General features: G+C 60.8%; 12 protein-coding genes and 2 riboswitches. Of the genes, 5 read left to right on the forward strand and 7 right to left on the reverse strand.

Features of this window, described 5'->3' with window-relative positions:
- Nucleotides 1-10: 10 nt before the first annotated feature.
- On the reverse strand, nt 11-2,911 hold the full coding sequence (gcvP, locus tag IRY30_RS09320) for an aminomethyl-transferring glycine dehydrogenase (RefSeq protein WP_194557151.1): 2,901 nt from the start codon (nt 2,909-2,911) through the stop codon (nt 11-13).
- Between the two features lie 35 nt (nt 2,912-2,946).
- Nucleotides 2,947-3,052, reverse strand: a riboswitch (glycine riboswitch).
- 1 nt (nt 3,053) lies between these two features.
- Nucleotides 3,054-3,148: riboswitch (glycine riboswitch) on the reverse strand.
- A gap of 288 nt (nt 3,149-3,436) precedes the next feature.
- Between gcvP and IRY30_RS09325 the strand changes: the two genes are divergently transcribed.
- Nucleotides 3,437-4,483 (forward strand): ImmA/IrrE family metallo-endopeptidase, encoded by a 1,047-nt coding sequence (locus IRY30_RS09325; protein WP_194557152.1) that lies wholly within the window; start codon nt 3,437-3,439, stop codon nt 4,481-4,483.
- A gap of 129 nt (nt 4,484-4,612) precedes the next feature.
- The gene (locus IRY30_RS09330) at nt 4,613-5,482 is read left to right on the forward strand and encodes an SDR family oxidoreductase (protein WP_194557153.1); all 870 of its coding nucleotides are present in this window, start codon (nt 4,613-4,615) and stop codon (nt 5,480-5,482) included.
- Here IRY30_RS09330 and IRY30_RS09335 read toward each other — a convergent pair.
- From IRY30_RS09335 to exaC, 4 genes are all read right to left on the reverse strand, one after another.
- Entirely contained in the window at nt 5,460-5,852 is a 393-nt protein-coding gene (locus IRY30_RS09335; protein ID WP_194557154.1) for a hypothetical protein, read from the reverse strand. The two genes, IRY30_RS09330 and IRY30_RS09335, sit on opposite strands and share 23 nt — an antisense overlap.
- A gap of 58 nt (nt 5,853-5,910) precedes the next feature.
- Nucleotides 5,911-6,768, reverse strand: a complete 858-nt coding sequence (locus tag IRY30_RS09340; RefSeq protein ID WP_194557155.1) for a sulfurtransferase — start codon at nt 6,766-6,768, stop codon at nt 5,911-5,913.
- A gap of 23 nt (nt 6,769-6,791) precedes the next feature.
- Complete coding sequence (locus tag IRY30_RS09345; protein ID WP_194557156.1) at nt 6,792-8,129, reverse strand: sodium/glutamate symporter; 1,338 nt, start codon at nt 8,127-8,129, stop codon at nt 6,792-6,794.
- A gap of 93 nt (nt 8,130-8,222) precedes the next feature.
- Nucleotides 8,223-9,743 carry an acetaldehyde dehydrogenase ExaC gene (gene exaC / locus IRY30_RS09350; protein WP_194557157.1) on the reverse strand — a complete coding sequence of 507 codons (1,521 nt, stop codon included), beginning with the start codon at nt 9,741-9,743 and terminating at the stop codon, nt 8,223-8,225.
- A gap of 295 nt (nt 9,744-10,038) precedes the next feature.
- Between exaC and ybaK the strand changes: the two genes are divergently transcribed.
- Both ybaK and IRY30_RS09360 read left to right on the forward strand, forming a co-directional pair.
- Complete coding sequence (gene ybaK / locus IRY30_RS09355) at nt 10,039-10,527, forward strand: Cys-tRNA(Pro) deacylase (RefSeq protein ID WP_309824267.1); 489 nt, start codon at nt 10,039-10,041, stop codon at nt 10,525-10,527.
- Nucleotides 10,514-11,185 carry an alpha-ketoglutarate-dependent dioxygenase AlkB family protein gene (locus IRY30_RS09360; protein ID WP_194557158.1) on the forward strand — a complete coding sequence of 224 codons (672 nt, stop codon included), beginning with the start codon at nt 10,514-10,516 and terminating at the stop codon, nt 11,183-11,185. The genes ybaK and IRY30_RS09360 overlap by 14 nt, the downstream gene beginning before the upstream one ends.
- Here IRY30_RS09360 and clpB read toward each other — a convergent pair whose 3' ends face one another.
- The gene (gene clpB, locus IRY30_RS09365; RefSeq protein ID WP_194557159.1) at nt 11,186-13,768 is read right to left on the reverse strand and encodes an ATP-dependent chaperone ClpB; all 2,583 of its coding nucleotides are present in this window, start codon (nt 13,766-13,768) and stop codon (nt 11,186-11,188) included.
- 180 nt (nt 13,769-13,948) lie between these two features.
- Between clpB and IRY30_RS09370 the strand changes: the two genes are divergently transcribed.
- On the forward strand, nt 13,949-15,286 hold the full coding sequence (locus tag IRY30_RS09370) for a ferredoxin reductase domain-containing protein (RefSeq protein WP_194557160.1): 1,338 nt from the start codon (nt 13,949-13,951) through the stop codon (nt 15,284-15,286).
- Here IRY30_RS09370 and IRY30_RS09375 read toward each other — a convergent pair.
- On the reverse strand, nt 15,283-16,191 hold the full coding sequence (locus tag IRY30_RS09375) for a carbon-nitrogen hydrolase family protein (protein WP_194557161.1): 909 nt from the start codon (nt 16,189-16,191) through the stop codon (nt 15,283-15,285). The two genes, IRY30_RS09370 and IRY30_RS09375, sit on opposite strands and share 4 nt — an antisense overlap.
- Between the last annotated feature and the right edge of the window lie 164 nt (nt 16,192-16,355).

Consider the following 16,355-nt stretch of genomic DNA (forward strand, 5'->3'; position numbering starts at 1 on the left):
TTCCCGACGCCTAGCTCTCGATATCGAAAGCTTCAAGCGGTGGGCAGCTACATACGAGGTTGCGGTCACCGTAGGCATCATCGATGCGACGAACCGGAACGAAGTACTTGGTGGTGCGCAGGCCATCCACGGGGAACGCGGCCTGGGTGCGGGTGAAGTGGCCGCCGGAGACAGCCTCTTCGAAGTCATCGCGGGTCACCGAGTACGCGGTGAACGGAGCGTGGCGCAGCACGGAATCTTCCGCGGACACCTTGCCATCGATAACGTCCTGGATCTCCCGGCGCACGCTAATCATGGCTTCGATGAAGCGATCCAGCTCTGCCTTGTCCTCGGATTCGGTGGGTTCCACCATCAGGGTTCCCGGCACGGGGAAGGCCAGGGTTGGGGCGTGGAAACCGTAGTCCATCAGGCGCTTTGCCACATCGGCTGCGGTGATCCTGGAGAGCTTGGTCAGCTCGCGCAGGTCCAGGATGCACTCGTGGGCCACCAGGCCGGAATCTCCCTTGTACAGCGTTGGGTAGTGATCCTGCAGCTGGTGGGAGATGTAGTTGGCAGTCACCAGCGCCATGCGGGAAGCCTCGGTGAGGCCTTCATCGCCCATCAGCGCGATGTAAGCCCAGGTGATGGGCAGCACTCCGGCGGAGCCGTAGCGCGCGGCGGATACTGGCTGGCCGGAGGTGTAATCGTCCTCGCCCTCGGGCAGTTCAGCAGAAGGATCCGCAGGCAGGAATGGGATGAGGTGCTCGGCTACGCACACTGGACCCACACCCGGACCGCCACCACCATGGGGGATGGTGAAGGTCTTGTGCAGGTTCAGGTGGGAGACGTCGCCACCAAATTCACCCGGCTGCGCCAAACCGACCAGCGCGTTGAGGTTCGCTCCATCGATGTAGACCTGCCCACCGGCGGCGTGCACCTTCTCGCAGACCTGGCGCACATGCTCCTCGAAGACACCGTGCGTGGACGGGTAAGTAATCATGATGGCTGCGGTCTGAGGGCCATACTTCTCCAGCTTGGCATCCAGATCATCCAGGTCCACTGAACCCTCTTCGCCGTTCTTCACGGCAACGACCTTCAGACCGGCCAGCGCTGCGGAAGCCGCATTGGTGCCGTGCGCGGAGGCGGGGATCAACACGATATCGCGCTGATCATCCCCGCGGGAAAGGTGGTAGCGATGAATGGCCAGCAGACCAGCGAATTCACCCTGGGAACCGGCATTAGGCTGCACGGATACCTTGGCATAACCGGTGATCTTTTCCAGTCGCTCTTCCAGATCCTTAATCAGGTCCAGCCAACCCTGGGCCTGCTCGGCGGGAGCGTGCGGGTGGATTCCGGCGAAGCCTGGCCAGGTGATGGGCTCCATGGAGATGGCGGAGTTCAGCTTCATGGTGCAAGAGCCCAGTGGGATCATCGTGCGGTCCAGCGCCAGGTCCCTATCGGCAAGCTTGCGGAGGTAGCGCATCATCTGGGTCTCAGAGCTCACGCTATGGAACACGGGGTGCGTGAGGATGGCATCCGTGCGGAGCAATTCTGCTTCACCGAGGGGGCCAGAGGTGGCGTCGAAATCAGAGGAATCAACGGAGGCGGACTTGCCGGAAATGACCTTGACCAGCTCGGCGATATCCGCATCCGTGGTGGATTCGCCCACGGAGATGCCCACGAACTCGGCGTTGACTCGGCGGAGGTTGTAGCCCGCGTCTGCGGCTGCGGCGATGATGTCATCGGCGCTGGAGACCTGCACGGTGACGGTATCGAAGAAGGTGTCATGAGCCAGAGTCAGGCCTGCCTCGGAGAGTGCCACTGCCAGGCTGACCGCGCGGCCGTGGATGTCCGTGGCGATCTCGCGCAGACCATCAGGGCCGTGCCAGACCGCATAGAAACCGGCCATCACGGCCAGCAGAGCCTGGGCGGTACAGATGTTGGAGGTGGCCTTTTCGCGGCGAATGTGCTGCTCACGCGTCTGCAGAGCCAGGCGGTAAGCGGGTGCGCCTTCGGCGTCCTTGGAGACGCCAACGATGCGACCCGGCAGCTTGCGCTCCAGTGCGTTGGTGCAGGACATGAACGCGGCGTGCGGGCCGCCGAAGAACAGCGGGACGCCGAAGCGCTGCGCGGAACCCACGGCGATATCCGCGCCCTGGGAGCCGGGAGAAGTGAGCAGCACCTGGGCCATGAGGTCGCAGGCCACGGTCACCAGCGTGGCGGATTCCTTGGCAGCAGCGATCAGCGGGGTGAGATCCCGCACGCGGCCGGTTGATCCAGGGTTGGAGAGCACCACGCCCACCAGGTTCTCGTAGGCAGAGAAATCGAAATCATCGGTGATCTCCACCAGCTCCACGGGGATCTCCGCGGCCTCGGCGCGAGCCAGAGTCACGGTGACGGACTGCTGGTGCAGCGCGTTATCCAGCAGCACCACTCCGCCCTTTTTGAAGGCCTTGGCATTGCCACGAGCCATCAGCTGCACAGCTTCGGCAACCGCTGTGGCCTCATCCAGCAAGGATGCGCCAGCGATGGGCAAGCCCGTGAGGTCCTGCACGGCAGTCTGGAAGTTAAGCAGCGCTTCTAGGCGGCCCTGGGAAATCTCTGGCTGGTACGGCGTGTACGCGGTGTACCAACCGGGATTTTCGGTGACATTGCGGCGGATCACGGCTGGGGTGATGGTGTCGTAGTAACCGTTGCCGATCAGCTGCTTCTTCTGCACGTTCTTATCAGCAAAAGCGCGCAGGGCGGCCAGGGTGTCCTGCTCGCTCAGGGCATCTGGAAGGCCGATTTCACCCTTTTGGGCGATGCTGGCGGGAATCGCGGATTCAGCCAAGGCCTGCGCGGATTCATAACCGAGGATCTGCAGGATCTCAGCGGTATCGGACTCATTGGGGCCGATGTGACGGGGGACAAAGGGTGCAGCGTGTGCCATAAATGGATTCTCCGATTGTTTGCACGGGCGTTTGTCCTCCCCACTCTGTCCTTTGCGCCTGAGAGCTTCAGCATGACCACGCTGCCTTTCTCCTTCGGCGACCGCCGCGCAAACGAAGGCGCGGGATTCTTTCCAGAGGTGCCTTGCTGCGGCGGTACGGGTGCCTGAGAGTGTCCTGGGGAGGGTTTGCTCCGTCGGCGGCCGCGCGCGAAGCGTGACCTCTCCCACCGCAGCTAATAACGGCTTATTGAATTATGCATGCCCATATTAACCCGGGGTGTGTCCTGCGCCATATAAACCGTCACGCAGCACAGCCTCCGCGTCCCCCCCGGGTCCACCGCGGATCTTCCAGAATGTTGAGGGCAAGACCGTCGAGGAGGGGGCCTATTCTTCTTCCTTTTTCAACGCCGCCATCGCCTGGTTAGACGGCTCGCTCGCAGATTCGATAGTTCTTTCGCTAGTTCCGCGTGCGCTTGTTCGATTTATTGAGGGGAGGATGTCTTGACCGTTTTCTATCGTTGCAGCATGACCAACGATAGTTATGATGCCCTGCTCGCAGACCTCCTCACGCGCATCCAAAATGTCCCAGCTTCCACTGATAAATTCCTCGACATTCTGATCTCGATAGCCAAGCGAACGCGGTTCATGTCACCGTTTAATGCGATGCTCGTCGAGTTTCAACGCCCCGGTGCCAACCACGCGATGACCGCAAGTCAGTGGGAAAAGTATGGTCGCCGCCCACGTCCCTTCATCCCCGGAATTTTGATCCTGAAGCCCTTTGGTCCGTGTATCCCAGTTTTTGAATTCTCCGACACAGAACCAATCCCGGGGTTTGAAGATGTTGCAGTCGATCTCACACCTTCGTTTGAGCTTGTGCAGACAGTGGAAGATGCGCGCCCTTTCGTCGATAGACTTCTTACTCACGCCTGTCACGTTGGAATCGACGTAGCACCAACTCACCTCGGGGGAGATCTGGCCGGCGATGTTCAAAGACTCGATCGCGGGATCAAGGTAGTGCCACGGGGCGAGAAGGACCACCTCTTCGCTCTGCGTTTTATGGTGCGATTCAATGCCAATCACGCCCCTGCGGTGCAGTTCCAAACGCTCGTCCATGAGTTTGCACACGTGCTGCTTGGTCACTTGGGCCCAATTGATTCCGATACTCCAGAGAAGAAGTGGAATCCAGAAACACGTAAGCGAACCGAGTTGCCTAAGGAAGTCCGCGAACTGGAAGCTGAAGCCGTCGCCCATATTGTCTGCATGAGTTTCGGCATCAATGGCAATTCCGGCGCGTACCTGCGCGGTTATGTGGGGGCAACATTGGACAAAAGCAACGCTTGGCCAGCAGATATGTCAATCGTGAAAGTGACCCAGACAGCAAACACGATCATGAAACTGCTTGGAGACTACAACGAGATACCAGTGCGGAAGTCGATCCGTTCGGTGCGCGTCCGCGGAGATCAGATCACTGCGTCAGCATCGACAAAGGATACGGTTCTGGTGCGCCAACCTCCCATCATCACTGGAGTGGAAGTGGGAGACCAGGGCAGGCTATTCCGGGCAGTCTCCTAATCCGCAGTATCCGGAACTTCCGCTCAGCTCAGTCGGCACTATTTCCGCCGCATTCGAAAATTGCCGGGCCCATCTAACAATTCTTCAGTCCCGCCCCGAAAACCCCCGCCGTGAACCAGAATAGTAAGCATGGCAAAACAAGTTCTTTCAGCGGTTAAATCGCTGGGCAACCCTCCCCTACCTGTCCCCCGCCAAGGCGTGGCCGTGGTGACCGGTGCATCCTCGGGAATTGGCGCGGCCACCGCCGAGGCGCTGGTAAATCACTCGGGGTCTGACTTCCACGTCATCGGCACCACCCGCGATCCAGCTCGCATCACAGAACCCATCCCCGGTGTGGAATACCTGGCCCTGAACCTGGAGAACCCAGAGAGCATCGCTGAATTCTGCGATCAGGTCTTGCAGCGTGGCACTCCCGCGGTACTCATCAACAACGCGGGAGAAAGCCAATCCGGGCCACTTGAAGAATTGCCTCGCGAAGCCCTGGAGAGACTTTTCCAGGTCAACGTTTTGGGGCATATCGACGTGACCCAGCGGCTGCTCCCGGCCATGCGCGCGACCGAGCAAGGAAGGATCGTGATGGTGGGCTCCATGCTGGGCAGCTTCCCGCTGGCCTATCGTTCCAGCTACTGCGCCTCCAAGGCAGCACTCAAGGCTTTCGCCAATGCTTCTCGGCGGGAACTGCAGCCCCACGGAATAGGCATGACAACCATGGAACCCGGGTCAATCGCCACCGGACTCTCCGCCCGCCGCACCAAATACGTCCAAGAAACCGGACCCTACAGTCAAGAATTCACCCACATGCTGGCCAAACTGGATAACAACGAATCAAAGGGCATCACCGCGCAGCGCGTGGCTGAGGAGATCCTCCGAGCAGTCTTTGCCGAAAACCCCAAGCCGCTCTACGCCGCGGGATCAAACGCGAAACTGGTCTTCCCCCTGTCCCGGCTACTCCCCCAAGCCAAGATGCACTGGCTGATTAATCGAAAGCACGGCTTGTAGCGCCCACGCTCTCCTCATCCGGATGCGGTTCGTGATAAGTCCAGTCCCGCCAAGGTGTGGCAAAAAAGGCCAGCACGGCTGAGGCCACGATGCCTAAGAACATGAGGGGACCAGCAAGAATGAGGACGAAATCCAGGTCGCCATTCTTGTTGTTCAAGAACACCACCAGGGCCACTCCCAGAGTGCCGATGATCCCCAGCCCGGCGAAAGAAGAATACATCTTGTTGGCCGGGTGTCGCCGCTTGCCGAAATGCCCGCGCAGGGTCATCATCATCGGCCAGGCCTGCACAAACAGCATCGCCAGGAAGAAGATCGCCAGCGCTGGGCGGAGCAGTTGCGCGGAGATGGGGGCGGTGTTGTTGGTGGTCATCAGCAACAGTCCAGCCACCGCAAAACCCGCAAACACCCGCCTCATCATGGGATTGACCTTAGCCGCGCTCGATGGGTCGGGAGGAATCCGCAGCCCACTGGGACCATCCGCCCACGAAGTGGCGGGCGCCCGTGAGACCCGCGTGCTCCAGCGCAGCGATGAACAGGGAGGAGTGCAGGCCGGAACCGGAGTACACGGCCACATTGCTGCCCTCGGTGATGCCTTCGGTCTTGAACATCGCGCGCAGCTGCTCCGGGGCCAGAATCTTGCCGTTGGAATCCGCGAGGCGCGTCACGGGGATGTTCAGAGAGCCGGGAATGTGGCCTGCCTGGTGATCAAAAGATTCTTTCACCCCTTGATGACGCCCCTCTTCGCGAGCGTCGATCAGCAAGTGATCGCTGACCCAATCTTCCACATCATCGATGAACAGCTCCGGCATATTCCCCGGCTTCACTTCTGCATCTCCGCGGCCACGCAAGGCACCGATTCCACCAGCGACGTCGCCACCAGCGGCCTCCCACGCAGGGGTTCCACCGTTGAGGATATGCACGTTGTTCAGGCCCGCCCAGCGGATGACCCACCACGCGCGAGCAGCGTAGATATTCGGACCCGCATCGTAAATGAAGATGGGACGGTCTTCGCTAAAACCCCAGTCGCGGAAGCTGCGCTGGAGGTCATCCACGTTGGGCAGAGGATTGCGCCCGCGCTGGCGGGTGGGCAGATCCGCCAGGTGCACCAATGGGTTGCAAAACATGGCCCCGGGGATGTGCTGGCCCACGTAGGCCTCCCACGCGGAGTTCTCCGTCTTGGCCCAGTGAGAATCCAGGACAGTCATCCGCTGACCTGCGGCGAAGCGAGAAAACATGTCATCGCCGGTCACGAATGGGCTGTCCTGCTGGGGCGTGGTTTCACTCATAATTCACCAGTGTAGAGGTCGGCTTAGGATTGCGCGCTGCCATCTCGCTTAGGCAACCAGCCGAGTACAAACGGGATGGCGAAGATGACAATCGCGGCCACTGTGGTGATGGCGCCGAATCCCATGGTAAATCCAGCGATCACTGCCAGTGGTGCCAGGATGTTCACCGCAATTTCAATGGGCGCATAGCCCACGTAAGCGATGCCGTATTCATCCAAAGCACCGGATTCCAGCTTCGGGTCCACGATCTTGAGCAGCGCGATACCCGTGGCCACCGCGGCAGTGGCCCAACCCCAGCCGAAGATGCCGCGCTCCAGCCACTTCTCACCGAAGAAGATCGGGGAGGCGACGAAGAAGAACAGGGTGCAGTACACCACGCCCAGGACGAACATGACCACCAGTGGCCAGAGGTAATCCGCCACCGCAGCCGGGACGATGGACGCGATGCCGAAGGCGATCAGGAAGTCGGTGGATGCGCCGGAGATGGACTTCACCGTGGTGGGATCCAGGTACTCCGGACGGCGAATCACCTTGAGGAAGATCTTGCCGCCGATGCCCACCACGAAGGACAGCGCGAACAGCGGGATGGAGACGTTGGCGAACTGGTGCTGGATTGCCTGCTGGATGAAGTACGCGATGGTCACCGTCACCATGATGAAGCCCAGGTGCAGGGCCAGCGGATCGATGGATGAGGGGTTGGTAGTGGCGTGGCCAATCGAGGGCTGTTCGGACTTCTTGGTGATCTCACCAGAGCGCAGTTCCCACGGCAGCTTCTTGGGCAGCGTGGCCGTGCGGCCGGTCTTGATGCCCCAGTTGGCGAAGATGATGCCACCCACGATGGCCGCCAAGGTGCCGACGGTCGCGGCGGTAAATCCCAGGGAAGACGCTTCCTGAATGCCGATGGAATCCAGCGCGCCACCCACCGCCGCGGCAGTGCCGAAGCCACCCACGAAACCAACCGGCAGCATCATGCCAAACCAGTCCTCCGTGCCGAACACCGGCGCGAAAAGGAACACGCCCAGCAACACAAACAGACCCCACTGGCCTAGGAACATAGAGGCGGAATAGGACCACATGTTCTTGGCCTTGGAGATGTCCCGCGAGTCAAAGCTCATGGAGTACGGCATGGCCGCGAAAACCACCGCGATGAGCAAGGTGGAGTAATCCCCCAAGGCGCCGGAAAACGGCATGATGCCCAACACTTCCGGGCCCAGCAACAGGGCGAGCAAACCGGCAGTGATGGGCGCGGGGATGAGGAGTTTGCGGAACCACGCGAAGTGGCGTCGCATAAAAGTACCCACGATGAGCAGGACGGAGATCAGGCCCACGTCCACCATCAGGTCAAATGCGGTGTAATCCACTCAAAGCCTCCTCATTTTTCACGCTATGTGCACACGAAGTTATGAGGCGAGCTTATTCCCCGGTCCGGGCAATGGCCTAACCCGGGTGGAGGGCTAGAACAGGCCGGTTGGGTTCTCGTCGTAGGACCACAGCAGGTTCTTGGTCTGCTGGTAGTGGCCCAGCATCATCAGGTGGGTCTCGCGGCCCAGGCCGGACTGCTTGTAGCCACCGAAAGCCGCGTGAGCTGGGTAGGTGTGATAGTTGTTCACCCACACACGACCGGACTGGATTGCGCGGCCCGCCTTGTACGCGATGGTTCCGTTGCGGGACCACACGCCGGCACCCAGGCCGTACTCGGTGTCATTGGAGATGCGGATGGCCTCATCGAAGTCCTTGAACGTGGTCACAGCCAGCACTGGGCCGAAGATCTCCTCCTGGAAGATCTTCATGTCGTTGTTGCCCTTGAGGATGGTGGGCTCGATGTAGAAGCCGTTTTCGCGACCTTCGATTTGGTTCACGTCGCCGCCCACCAGCACCTCTGCACCCTCCTTCGGGCCGGATTCCAGGTAGCCGGTGATCTTGTCCATCTGCTCCTGGCTGGCCTGCGCACCCATCTGGGTTTCGGTATCCAGCGGGTTGCCCACGCGGATCTTCTTCACGCGCTCCACGGCCAGGGCCAGGAACTCCTCGGCGATATCTTCCTGCACCAGCGCGCGGGATGGGCAGGTACACACTTCGCCCTGGTTCAGCGCGAACATGACCAGGCCCTCTACGCACTTCTCGCGGAAGGCATCGTCCTTATCCATGACATCACTGAAGAACACCGATGGGGACTTGCCGCCCAGCTCCAGGGTGACGGGGATGAGCTTTTCGGCAACGGCCTTGCTAATCATCTTGCCCACCTCGGTGGAACCAGTGAAGGCGATCTTGTTGAGGCGATCAGAGCCGGTCAGGGCTGCACCAGCCTCCTCACCCAGGCCGTTGACGATGTTCAGCACGCCCGCGGGAACCACGTCCTGGATGAGCTCGGCCACCAGCAGAATGGAGGCTGGGGTCTGCTCGGCTGGCTTGAGCACCACGGCATTGCCCGCAGCCAGCGCTGGGGCCAGCTTCCACGCGGCCATGAGGATGGGGAAGTTCCAAGGGATGATCTGCCCCACCACGCCCAGTGGCTCGTTGAAGTGGTACGCGATCAGATCCTCGTTGATCTGCGAGGTGCGGTCTTCCTGTGCTCGCAGCGCGCCCGCGTAGTAGCGGAAGTGATCCACGGCCAGCGGCATATCCGCGGCCAGGGTTTCGCGCACGGCCTTGCCGTTATCCCAGGTCTCGGCCACGGCCAGCATCTCGAGGTTCTCCTCCAGCCGGTCCGCGATCTTGAGCAGCACGTTGGCGCGATCCTGCACGGAGGTCTTCCCCCACGCGCCCTTTGCCTTGTGCGCGGCCTCGATGGCCTTGTCCACGTCCACTTGCTTTGAGCGTGGCACTTCGCAGAACTTCTTGCCGGTCACGGGCGAGACGTTGTCCAGGTACTCGCCATCTTCCGGCACAATCCATTGGCCGCCGATGAAGTTTTCATAGCGATCCTTGAACTTAACGATGGAATCCTGCGTGCCCGGATCTGAATAGACGGTCATGAGCTGCCTCCTGCTTGGTGGGAAAGGTGGTGATGTACCTCGGGTGGTAGCCCCAACCTACGCGCCTTGGGTGATTTCTTTTTCTCTTTCCGACGCCACACCCACGCCAATAAAAATATGTGTTTAGCAGTACATATATCTTTTCCCGCTGAGCCCAGAGAAACCGCTGGTATGGGTGATTCTCGGAGGCTGGATGTTTCCTGTGAGCGGGGGTGACGCGCGCAAGAGGGCTGTCTTGGGTGGGGTTTAGAATCGGGCGTGGCGTCGGGAAAAAAGACGAAGGACGGTGCGCACAGTGACGAAGAAGATCCACAAGACCAACGCGATGCGACAGTTGGATCGCGCGAAAGTGGAATATTCCATGACCACCTATGAGACCGATGGCGGGATTGATGCGCTGCATGTGGCGGAATCGCTGGGGGAAGCGCCGGAGAGGATTTTCAAAACACTGGTTTTGGAGAGCTCGGATAAACAGCATTTCGTGGCGGTGATCGGGGCGGATCATGAACTGGATTTGAAGAAGGTGGCCGCGCATTTCGGGGTGAAGAACGTGAAGCTGTTTGATTGGCGGCAGCTCAAGGAACTGACGGGATATGTGCGCGGGGGTTGCTCGCCGGTGGGCATGAAGCGGGCGCTGCCGACAGTGATCGATGCAAGTGCTGCCGAGATGCCGGAGATGTATGTGTCCGCGGGTGAGATCGGCACGCAGATTGTGCTTGCCCCGCAGGATTTGGCTGCCGTGGCGGATGCGGAGTTCGCGGACGTGCAGCATGCTGTTCGCTGAGCTGCCTCGGGAGAATTCGCTGGTCACTGCAGGTGTGGTGCATCTGCCGAACTGGCTTGAGCTGGGTGGCCAGCGCACGGTAGTGGAGGAGTTTCGGGAGACGGCACGCTCGGTGGCAGGCACTCCGCTGGCAATGCGCCGGCCGCAGCTGCAATCCGGGCAGATGTCCATGCACATGTTGCATTTGGGACGCTTCTGGCAGGCCAATCCTTATCGCTACGTGGATTCCGTGGATGGGCATCCCGTGCCACCTCTGCCTGCGCATCTCACGGATCTCGCGAAGCGGGCAATGCGCGATGCTGCCGCGATGGATCCAGACTTAGCACCGTGGGCGGATACTTATCGCCCGGACATGGCGCTGATCAACTACTACTCGCCCGGCGCGAAAATGGGCATGCACCAGGACGCGAATGAAAATTCCCCAGCACCCATCGTCTCGCTCTCCATTGGCGATGAAGCGCTGTTCCGCATCGGTGGCACCGAAAATAGAAATAAGCCGTGGAATGACGTGGCGCTGCTCTCCGGAGACGTCATCATCTTCGGAGGGCCAAAGCGCCTCGCCTTCCACGGCGTTCCCACGGTGCGCGAGGGCACGCTGCCCGCGGGGTGTGGGCTGAAGGAAGGTCGGATCAACGTGACCTTCCGCCAGCTCAGCTAATTACTCCTCTTCGGAACCGCCGAGGGAGTAAACATCCAGCTCATCGGTGCCGTCCTCAGGGGTGTAATCCACCTGGATCTTGTCCCCATCGCGGATCTCTCCGGCCAGGAGAGCCTTGGCCAGCTTGTCGCCAATCGCTTTCTGGATCAGGCGACGCAGCGGGCGGGCACCGTAGGCAGGTTCGTAACCGCGCTCTGCCAGCCACTTCTTGGCGCTTTCGGTCACCACCAGCTCCAGGCGACGGGCTGCCAGACGCTCGGCCAGTCCGCGTACCTGGATGCCCACGATATCTTCCAGCTGCTCCTCGGAAAGCGGATCGAAGATGAGCACGTCGTCCAAACGGTTGATGAACTCGGGCTTGAAGGCTGCCCGCACCGCGTTCATCACCTGCTCATCCGTGCCACCTGCACCCAGGTTGGAGGTCAGGATGAGGATGGTGTTCCGGAAATCCACGGTCCGGCCTTGGCCATCGGTGAGGCGGCCTTCGTCCAAGACTTGCAGGAGTACGTCAAACACATCGGGGTGGGCCTTCTCCACCTCGTCAAATAGCACCACTGTGTATGGGCGACGCCGCACTGCCTCGGTCAGCTGACCGCCGGCGTCGTATCCCACGTATCCCGGAGGTGCACCGACCAGACGGGCCACGGAGTGCTTCTCGCCATACTCGGACATGTCGATGCGCACCATGGCGCTTTCATCATCGAAGAGGAACTCGGCCAAACCCTTGGCCAGCTCCGTCTTACCCACACCAGTGGGGCCAAGGAAGAGGAAGGAGCCGGTGGGGCGGTTCGGATCCGCCACGCCTGCCCGTGCTCGACGCACAGCATCAGACACGGCCACGATGGGCTTGGTCTGGCCGACCACGCGGCCGGAGAGAACCAATTCCATGTTCAGCAGCTTCTCGGTCTCGCCCTGCAGCATCTTGCCGGCAGGAACACCCGTCCACGCGCTGACTACATCGGCAATCGTGTCTGGGGTGACCTCCTCGGTGAGCATGGTTTCACCCTCCTGCTTGGCCACGGTGTTCTCGGCCTCAGCGAGCTTCTTCTCCACATCGGGGATGCGACCGTAACGCAGCTCAGCCACCTTGGCGAAGTTGCCCTCGCGCTCGGCGATCTCCGATTCGCGGCGCAGCTCATCCAGCTCTTCCTTGAATGCGCGGAGGCTATCGATGCCACCCTTCTCGTTTTCCCAACGGGCAGTGAGTCCAGCGAGCTTCTCCCGCTCATCGGCCAACTCAGAACGCAGGCGCACCAGGCGATCCTTGGAGGCGGCATCAGACTCATTGGCCAGGGCCATCTCCTCGATCTCCATCCGGCGCACGATGCGCTCGATGGTGTCGATCTCCTCCGGACGGGAATCAATCTCCATCCGCAGGCGAGAAGCGGCCTCATCCACCAAGTCGATAGCCTTATCCGGCAGGAAGCGGCTGGTGATGTAGCGATCAGACAGCGTTGCCGCGGCCACCAGGGAGGAATCCTGAATGCGCACGCCGTGGTGGACCTCGTAGCGCTCCTTGAGGCCACGCAGGATGCCGATGGTGTCCTCCACCGTTGGCTCGCCCACGTAGACCTGCTGGAAACGACGCTCCAGCGCGGCATCCTTTTCGATGTACTTGCGGTACTCGTCCAGGGTGGTGGCACCGACCAAGCGCAGCTCACCACGGGCCAGCAGCGGCTTAATCATGTTGCCCGCGTCCATTGCGGAATCTCCACCCGCACCAGCACCGACGATGGTGTGCAGCTCATCGATGAAGGTGATGACCTCGCCTTCGGCCTCCTTGATTTCATCCAGGACGGCCTTGAGTCGCTCCTCGAATTCACCGCGGAACTTGGCTCCGGCCAGCATGGAACCGAGATCGAGGGAGACCAGCTTCTTTCCACGCAGGGACTCGGGCACGTCGCCGGCCACGATGCGCCGGGCCAGACCCTCCACGATGGCGGTCTTACCCACACCGGGCTCACCGATGAGCACCGGGTTGTTCTTGGTACGACGAGACAACACCTGCACCACGCGGCGAATTTCCTGATCACGGCCGATGACCGGATCAATCTTGCCTTCGCGGGCACGTGCGGTGAGATCCTGGGAGTACTTGGCGAGCGCCTGGAACTGGCCCTCCGGCTCCTCGGTGGTCACCTTGCGGTTACCGCGCACTGCTTCAAAAGCGCCGCGGATGGCCTCGAAGGTTCCACCCTCCTCGTGCAGCAACTTGGAGGCTTCGGACTTGCCCTTGGCAATACCCGCGAGCAGCACCTCGGTGGAGACATAGGTATCCCCCAGCTCAGAGGCGAGCTCCTGGCCCGCGGTGAGCGCGTTCAGCGCATCGCGGTTGAACTGTGGGTTAGCCATGCCGGAACCGGAGGCCTGTGGGTACTTGGCGGTGAGGTCCCGCGCCTTGGTGAGCACGGAAGCCACGTTCACTCCCGCGGCCTGCAGCACTGGCTGCGCGATGGAATCGTCCTGCTCCAGCAATGCCACCAGGAGGTGTGCTGGGCGGATATCCGGATTGCCCTTGGCCGAGGCATCCTGCAGTGCTGCCTGGAGGGCAGCTTGGGTTTTGGTAGTTGGAGTGAAGCTGTTCATGTGTAGGTTCTCTCTCCTGAGGGTGTGTGGTGCGTATGGTGTTGTTCACCGTGCGATTTCACTAGTGAATTCCGACAATACTTGAGTACACCTAACTCAGCCACAAGAGTCTTGAGTCTATTCCACTCAACTTAAGAATTTTTCGATCCCCTCCGAGTAACTTGTGCCACAATAAAACCCATGTCCATCCGCGCCGCATTCCATGCCGCCCGCGAGTACCGCGCTGAGATAATTTTCGGAACCCTCACGGGATTGATGAGCAGTGGTCAGGCCCCCGCTCCCGTAGCTCTCCCCCGCCGCGCAGGTTCTGCAGAACCGCAGGTTGCCAGCCATTTTGGGCACACCATTCCCCAGGACACCTCCGCGTTACTCAGCTTGCTGGATTCCATCGGAGACGGCCTGACCCCCGGCGGTGAGTTCGATGAGCCCACCGGTTCCCGTTTGTACCGGCTCGGTTTTTCAGTTCGACGCCACGGTTTCACCGCCGCCCACTTTGAGCCATTGACCACGGCCATCTCCAAAAGCATTGACCGCCACCTCAAGCCCGAGGAGGATGTGAACTCGCAAGATATCCTCGCGTTGAAGGACGCGGCCTACCTGGCCTGCAACATCATGGCGCAGGGATGCGCGGAAGCCGAGGAAACCGAGCGCGAAGCAGAGCTGGAGGGTGCTCCGGTTAATCCACCGACGGCGCGGGCAAAGATCGTGGAGATTGAACGCCCCAATCCCACCACGAGAGTGGTGCGCATGCAGGTGGATCCCCCGCTGATGTACGCCGCTGGGGAACCCCTCATGGTCAGCACGCCCTACACCCCGCTGAGGTGGCGGCCGCTGTTCCCCGCGTTGCCCTGCAATCCGGACGGGATGCTCGAGCTGCACGTGTTGCTGGAAGAATCCGGCGACGCCGGGCTGGAACAGTTCCTGCAGGGGATCATCAACCACGCCGAAGCCGGCGATGAGTGGGTGTTATCCACCCAGGCCAGCGACCTTTCCGATGTTCCACTCGGGCTGCGCAGCGATGATCCTGCATGGAAGAAACACGCGGACAAGGATCTCATCATCGTGGCGGAAGGAGCCGGGTTGGCTCCTGCCCGGGCGGCCATCCTGCAGCAAGTTTTTGGCGGTGCTGTGGGGTATGTGGTTGGCGTCGAGAATGAGGAAACAGAACCGGGTGTCCGCAAACCCCGGCGCATCCACCTGATCTGGGGCGCGGAGAGCGGCGCGGATCTCTATGAGCTTGATGGATTACTGGGCCTGGCTAGGGCATTCGATTGGCTGCGGGTGACTCCGGTGGTGAAGCAGGCCGATGCGCGGAGTGGGTATCGCACGCTGTTGACCGAAGGCGACCTGCGCGAGGAAGTCCTACGCAGCAGCAAGTATCTGGATGATCACGTGATCATCGTGAGTGGCCCCGGCGAGCAGGTGGAGCAGACGATCGAGACCCTAAAGGAGCAGGGCGGGGTGCCAGCCGATCAGCTGGTGCGGATCAAGACTGATTGGAACCTTTTGCGCAGTTAGCGCTCGTCCCCTACTGCGACCACGATGTCTTCCAACTGGCGTTCGCGCAGGTGGCCGGCCAGAACAGGTAGCCCCTTGCGCACCTTATCCACGTAGTTCGGGTCAATGTCCACGGTGAGCACCTGGGCTGCGTAACCGGTCTCTGCCAGCTTGGCGCCATCCGGGGAAATCACCACGGAGTGCCCGATGCCCGTGGGGCCATCTGCGCGGCCATAGCGATCCGGTGAGCCCGGACGACCCTGACCCGCAGCCACCAGGTAGCTGGTTGAATCCAAGGCACGAGCAGCGGTCAACGCACGCCACTGATCCAGCTTGCCCGGACCATCTGCCCAACTGGTGGGCACGATGATGACCTTGGCATCTGCATTGGCCAGGTCGATGAAGTGGTTCGGGAAACGGATGTCATAGCAGGTGGCGAGCCCCACGGTCACTCCCGCGACCTCGCAGGTAATGCGGCGAGTACCGGGCTTGACGGTGTCCGATTCGCTGTAACCGAAGGCATCGTAAGTGTGAATCTTGTTGTATGACGTCACCACATCAGGGCCCGCGACCAGCAGCGTGTTGTAGACGCGGCGGATCTTGTTCGCCTCTCCCGCGCCTTCCGGCATTTCCTCCACGATATCGCCCGAAGGCTCGCGGTAGACGGTATCCGCAGGCGTGAACATGCCCACAATGGCGGTGATGTTGTGCTTACGCGCGGTATCCACCACAGCAGTGGCGAAGGGGCCATCGAGAGGTTGCGCGATCTGATCCAGACGACCGCTATCGAAGGGGAACATGGCTGCTTCTGGGAAAACCACCAGGTCAGCGCGGTTCGCCGCGGCTCCAGCAATGTACTTGCGGATGAGAGCCAGGTTAGATTCCACGTCTGGTTGAGAGATCATTTGAATCACTGCAATGCGCATGGCACCAGCCTAGCGCCGAATTCAAGTGGATGTCTGGCGTGCCTGTGCATATCTTTTCCGCTCTCCACAGCTGGCCGCGGAGATGGCGAGGATTGTCCTGGGTTGTCCTGCCCGGAGGTTAGAGTTTTCCGACAAGGCACTCAGTGGGGACAAGAGGGGGATTA

Source organism: Corynebacterium suicordis DSM 45110 (genome assembly GCF_015351405.1).
Classification (GTDB): domain Bacteria; phylum Actinomycetota; class Actinomycetes; order Mycobacteriales; family Mycobacteriaceae; genus Corynebacterium; species Corynebacterium suicordis.